The 5,254-nt window shown below is 45.3% G+C and carries 5 protein-coding genes and 1 pseudogene; 1 reads left to right on the top strand and 5 read right to left on the bottom strand.

Annotated features, from left to right (window positions below):
- Positions 1 to 460 precede the first annotated feature (460 nt).
- A complete protein-coding gene (locus V512_RS12865) occupies positions 461 to 697 on the top strand; it encodes a DUF433 domain-containing protein (RefSeq protein WP_099830863.1) in 237 nt (78 codons plus the stop codon).
- Positions 698 to 801: 104 nt separating this feature from the next.
- Here V512_RS12865 and V512_RS12870 read toward each other — a convergent pair whose 3' ends face one another.
- The 5 genes and pseudogenes from V512_RS12870 to V512_RS12890 form a co-directional block, all read right to left on the bottom strand.
- Positions 802 to 1,668 carry a Fic family protein gene (locus V512_RS12870; protein WP_099830864.1) on the bottom strand — a complete coding sequence of 289 codons (867 nt, stop codon included), beginning with the start codon at positions 1,666 to 1,668 and terminating at the stop codon, positions 802 to 804.
- Positions 1,669 to 2,276: 608 nt separating this feature from the next.
- Positions 2,277 to 3,194, bottom strand: coding sequence for an alpha/beta hydrolase (locus V512_RS12875; RefSeq protein ID WP_099830865.1), 918 nt, complete (start codon positions 3,192 to 3,194; stop codon positions 2,277 to 2,279).
- Between the two features lie 313 nt (positions 3,195 to 3,507).
- Positions 3,508 to 3,741 carry a hypothetical protein gene (locus V512_RS15195; RefSeq protein WP_243392436.1) on the bottom strand — a complete coding sequence of 78 codons (234 nt, stop codon included), beginning with the start codon at positions 3,739 to 3,741 and terminating at the stop codon, positions 3,508 to 3,510.
- A gap of 153 nt (positions 3,742 to 3,894) precedes the next feature.
- Positions 3,895 to 4,097, bottom strand: a pseudogene (locus V512_RS15405) (helix-turn-helix transcriptional regulator).
- Positions 4,098 to 4,407: 310 nt separating this feature from the next.
- Positions 4,408 to 4,665, bottom strand: a complete 258-nt coding sequence (locus V512_RS12890) for a hypothetical protein (protein WP_099830866.1) — start codon at positions 4,663 to 4,665, stop codon at positions 4,408 to 4,410.
- Positions 4,666 to 5,254 lie beyond the last annotated feature (589 nt).

The following is a 5,254-nucleotide window of genomic DNA, read 5'->3' on the forward strand; positions in this document are numbered from 1 at the left end:
CGCTTGTTCGCGGCATCGATCTTCCCAAAAATAAAGTGCCATTTTTCGCATGTCAGTATTGTCACGTTAATTGAATGTAAATAACGGTGTCCCTATTTGTCGAGAAAATGAAGTCCCTATTTTCCACCGTCCGTCTTGGGCGTATCATAGAGGTGACAGGAATGGGGTTAGAGGTTGGAAAGGCAAGAACAAATTGCTTTTCTTACCTCTGGCCTCTTACGTCTCGTCTTTTTTGGGATCTCTTCGCTCTTCCGACCTCTTGCCTCTGACCTCAGGCTCTTCCCACGCCACGCCAAGGACGGGTCCACGTTCCTGGACGAAGGTCGAAGTACGAGAGACGTTTCTTCCCGCTCTTTTAGCTCTTGCCATACCCCTGACCCGGTTCTTACAAATGATGGCTCTTCTGCAATTTGCAGAGCCTAGAAGTCCAAGATGCTATAATATCCGAGAGGTGTTGACGATGGATTACAAGGACTTTATCCATTCAGATTCAAGAATAATGCTAGGCAAGCCAGTGATCAGGGGAACAAGGATAACTGTCGAGCACATACTTTCAGAGCTGACAGCTGGAATGGAAATCTCTGAGATCGTTGAAGCGCATCCTTCACTTGACAAAGAGAAGGTCAGGGCAGCAATCGCTTATGCTCTTGATGTATTGCGCAACGAGGAAGTGTACTCTCTTGCCGAAAAGAAGTGAAACAGTAATTCGATTTGTCTAACGGCTCTGTAGAACACCCTAACTTCCCGTTAAGAACAACTATCTGCCAAATGCGAAACGCTCCAAGATTCCCTTCCGATCAATCACTTGATGTTATACGGAAAAACCAGCCATCTTCCCGTTCTTAATTTGCTCGCTATAAGATTACCTGTATTGATTCTCTTCTTCACTGCGGTTTCAGAGATTCCCAGTTCTTCTGCTACCTGCCTGACGTTAAGGAGTTTAGAACTGTCGTTTGCGATAATGATGCATCTATCCATTGCATCTAGGAGCGCTGAATAGATGAGATCTTCCAGGGATGAGAAGTCGCCGGTCTCGATTAGTGCTACCCTTTCATCAAAGGACTCGTGCGAATTCGAATTGATCATCTTCTCTATCCCGGAATCTGCCATCTCCAGAGCTTCATAGTATTCCATTCTATCTTGTTCCTTCAAACCTTTAATTGAGATATTGCAGTAACCGTTCACGATCAGTATGAAATTCACTAGAAGTCTGCCAACCCTCCCGTTCCCGTCATAAAAAGGATGAATAGACTCGAACAAAGTCTGAATTCTGGCTATGGCACCATAGATCGGGAATTTCTCCAGAGCATAATCGATGTACCGGACAAACATATCCATCCAATCTCTCGGGTCAAAGGGAGGAGTAATTCTTGCATTCATAATTTCAACACCGCCAGTACGGAATTCTCCTGTTGGATAAGGCGACTTTACATTTCTAAACATCTGACTATGGAGTGTTCTGATTACGTGAATGTAATGAGGCTTCACGTAATCATTTCTGTATTGTAGAGCTAGATCGTAGACAAACTGAGCTGCCCTGAAGTAGTTTATGATTTCGCTCTGCACGCTGCTTGAAGAAGCATTTCTCTCTATAACCGCATCAAGGTCTTCTTCAGAACTAAACATGCCTTCTATCGCGACACAATGCCTCGTCTCTTCTCCGAGCATATTAAGTTACTCTTTGTTAGAAATGTCGATCTTTTTCAAGTCCAGAAGATTCTTTCTTTCCTCAAGGAATTTGATTCTCATACAGCCTCCATAGGTTGCGAACGAATCATCCACAAACGCTATAACACCTCATTATACAACAACTACCCCAGGTTGCGTTTTGCGACAAAAACCTCAGTCGCAACCATATTAAACAAGCTGTATTGTTCACGTAACTAGGTGCGAATATAAGAGTGTACAGAATCTTTTAAGAGAGCAACCAAACATTTCGACAGGGATTGCAGAAAAATGAAGTTTTCTAGTATGCTGATCCACACTACTAAAGGGCGAAATTGGGACTGACAAGTTCTTTCATGTCTGTGCCATTTTTCCTCAACTCCGACCTCAGTATCCCATTGAGCCTGCCCTGAAGGTCTGTTTGGGGTCTCCTGTTCAAGACCCCTGCGCTGTTATCCCAAAGTGCTTTTGTACGGGATCTCCATTATGTGGAGTCGCCAGTCTGCTTACGAAAGCCAGTCAACGACCCTCACGAGGCGGATCAGAGGTAAGGGGAATGAAGCTAGAGGTAAGAAAGGCAAGATCTAATTGGTCTTCTTACCTCTGGCCTCTTACGTCTCGTCTTTTTTGGCCTCGGAACTTATCTGACTGTACTGCTCATCGAGTAATCGATTCAGAAAATCCGTTACCGCTGAAGTAAGACCATCTTCTGGCAGTCCCAGATCTGTGTTTACACCGGCGTGATTTTTGTCTATAGCGTGGTATAACCAGACGGGTATTCCGGAGAGCTGTAGTTCCAGAGCAAAGTCTCTGGAGATCTCTTCAGACTTGATACGTCTGCCGGCATATACTATCAGGAACGGAGGTATCGATTTTCCTGAAGAGACATGGTTTATCGGGGACGCGTCATACCACACCTCTTCTTCGCGACCAAAAGCATTGATATACATCAAATCAACTGCGATTCCCTCGTTATAATCTTCAAGACTAGCTCGTATGTCATAACCCGCTCCATCAAGGAGAATAACCCCACTGATTGCTTCAAGACCGACCCCGCATTCCTCAAGGTATCTCTCATCAGTCGAAACGAGTGCGGCAAGGTGCGCTCCGGCAGAATGACCCATAATGAATATTCTATCTGCGTCTCCTCCATAAGAAGGAATATTCTCTTTCACCCACGCAACAGCGGCGGCCACATCTTGAACGTGTACCGGGTGTTTCACTTCTGGTGATAGCCTGTAATTTACGCTCACGAATATCCAGTTATTCGAGATGAAATAGGGAACCTTGTGTAGGGTGACATCCCTGTTTGCCTTATCCCCTCTTCTCCAGCCACCTCCGTGAATCATTATCATTACCGGGAAAGAAGAGGTTTCAATCCCGGATCCTTTCGGTACATAGATGTCCAGGCTGTTCAGCAGACTGTTGTCCTGAGATCTGTATGGAATATCCGAATGCAAAGTGTAATTCTCCGCTGCAAAGCAAAAGCTGCTAACAGCGGCAATTACGATAATCAAGAATGATTTCATGCGGTCACCTCCAGTAAGAATATACTCCTGAAAGCGTGGAAAATTCGTGGAATCTTCCTCGGTCACTGGAAAGAGATCTAATGAACAGAAAGGCAAATGGTATCACAAAGAGCAAGTAAACCATAAGCATTGTCACCCTATCGAAGTTGTCGATATAGACGATAGTGCTCACTACAATAAAGGCCGATAACCTATCTGAACCATTTCTGCCTCTTTGAAAGTTCAGTCACAATTAGAATTGCAATACCCGGTATTACCTCAATCATCGTTATAATACTAAATCCGTGCGACAACACTGAGAACACTATGAATATCAAACCGACACTTCTTCCTTAGATCGAAATCGCCTGTTTTCTGCAAAGTGAAAAACCAGGGAGAAGAAAGCTTTGGCCGTGAAAGGAATCAGAATAAAGGATATATACCCATCGATGCCAATTTCGTAACCCTTTCCTATATAGAACATTGCAAGAACAAACACTATCGCCAGGGCTATATTAGAAGAGAGATTGTCTATAGCTTTTTCTCTTTCATCAAGATTCCTGACCACACCAAAAGCTCTAAGGAGTCGGAAAAGGAACAGACCAAAAGGAACAGACCTGAGAAAAGAAAGACGAACCAGAGGCTTATCGTCTGAATTAAAGTTGTGGCAATTCCTATCAAAATAACATCGAAAATCAAAATAAGGCTCTTTTTGAAGACATCAATCACCTTCTTCTAGAAAGAACAGATCTTCCGTTTTACACTGCAACTCTCTAGCAATTTTCAGGGCAAGCCTAACAGAAGGATTGAACCGTCCCTTTTCTATAGCTATAATCGTCTGCCGCTCACTCCAACAGATTCGGCAAGAGCTTCTTGCGTTATCTCATTTCTCTTGAATCTGAACTCGCGCAGTCGGTTTTTCAAATCGATCACCCGGTAGTGTTGTACATAAGTATTTACATATTGTCAAGTATTATTTACTGTGATACCCGCGATTGAGAAAGAGAACACGATTGAAAGCCGCTGACAATTTGAGTTGAAATGAGCAAAGAAAAGAGCTCGCAAATGTTATCCCAAAGTGCTTCTGCACGGGATCTTGCCCTGAAGATCCGCTGTACGCTGTTCAAAACAACGTTGTCCGTCAAGGGTCCACCGTCCACCGAGAGAGTATATACCGTCAAAGAGAAAAACATTGTTCTTCGTTCCAGAGCAAGGATCTGTTCCTCGTTCTTGGTCAAGGTGAGATCAAAGAGGTGCTTGTGACGGCGTATGCTTCAATTCCAACCTGACTGGTTTCTTCTCTCTCTCTTCTCACGTGAGCGTAGCGAACCTCTCCACAAAGCCCTTTCTCGATTGTCCTTGTTTGCCCGGCGCAGCCGGAACTGGCCTCGCCGAAGGCGAGACTGGCCTTTGCGAAGCAAAGACTGGCCACCGAAGGTGACTGGCTCCTGAAAATCCGCTGTACGCTGCTCAAAACAACGTTGTCCGTCAACGGTCCGCCGTCCACCGAGAGAGTAGACAGCCATCAAAGAGAAAAACATTGTTCTTCGTTCCAGAGCAAGGATCTGTTCCTCGTTCTTGGTAAAGATCACATTGTGAGAAGATGCAGATCCTTTCTGAAGCCCACCAGAATGACCGAAAGCAAGAAAAGACCGTCATCCCGTAGAGCCTACCCTCGAATCTCCTCATTCTGTCATCCCGTAGTGGTTCTGTACGGGATCTGGTCTTGAAAGCGCACTAAAGATCGAGATTCTGACCAGGTACACGCCAGAATGACGGGATGCTATGTTTTCCACTAACCTGAAGTTTTCATCCCGAGTCAACCGTGTTGATCCCTTGTGTCTCATCCCGGAGAACGGTTCAACTGTGAACCAGCTTCTGTTGCTCTTTCCAACCTCCAACCTGCAATCCCCGACCCCGGGCTTTTTTTCCCTTACAACTTCCATCTTGGAACTTGGAACTGATTACCAGAACCTGGACGCGAAGCGTCGGAACGAAGAACCGCTCTTTTGCTCTTGAACTTAATCCCCGCTTGAGCGGGGGGGACCGCTTGCGGTGGGGTGTGTGCACGTCCAGCTAAG

This window comes from Mesotoga sp. Brook.08.105.5.1 (assembly GCF_002752635.1).
Taxonomy (GTDB): Bacteria; Thermotogota; Thermotogae; order Petrotogales; family Kosmotogaceae; genus Mesotoga.

Bases quoted from the DNA above. Each gene is read 5' to 3' on its own strand.
- V512_RS12865 (WP_099830863.1), top strand. From the start codon at position 461: ATGGATTACAAGGACTTTATCCATTCAGATTCAAGAATAATGCTAGGC.
- V512_RS12870 (WP_099830864.1), bottom strand. From the start codon at position 1,668: ATGCTCGGAGAAGAGACGAGGCATTGTGTCGCGATAGAAGGCATGTTT.
- V512_RS12875 (WP_099830865.1), bottom strand. From the start codon at position 3,194: ATGAAATCATTCTTGATTATCGTAATTGCCGCTGTTAGCAGCTTTTGC.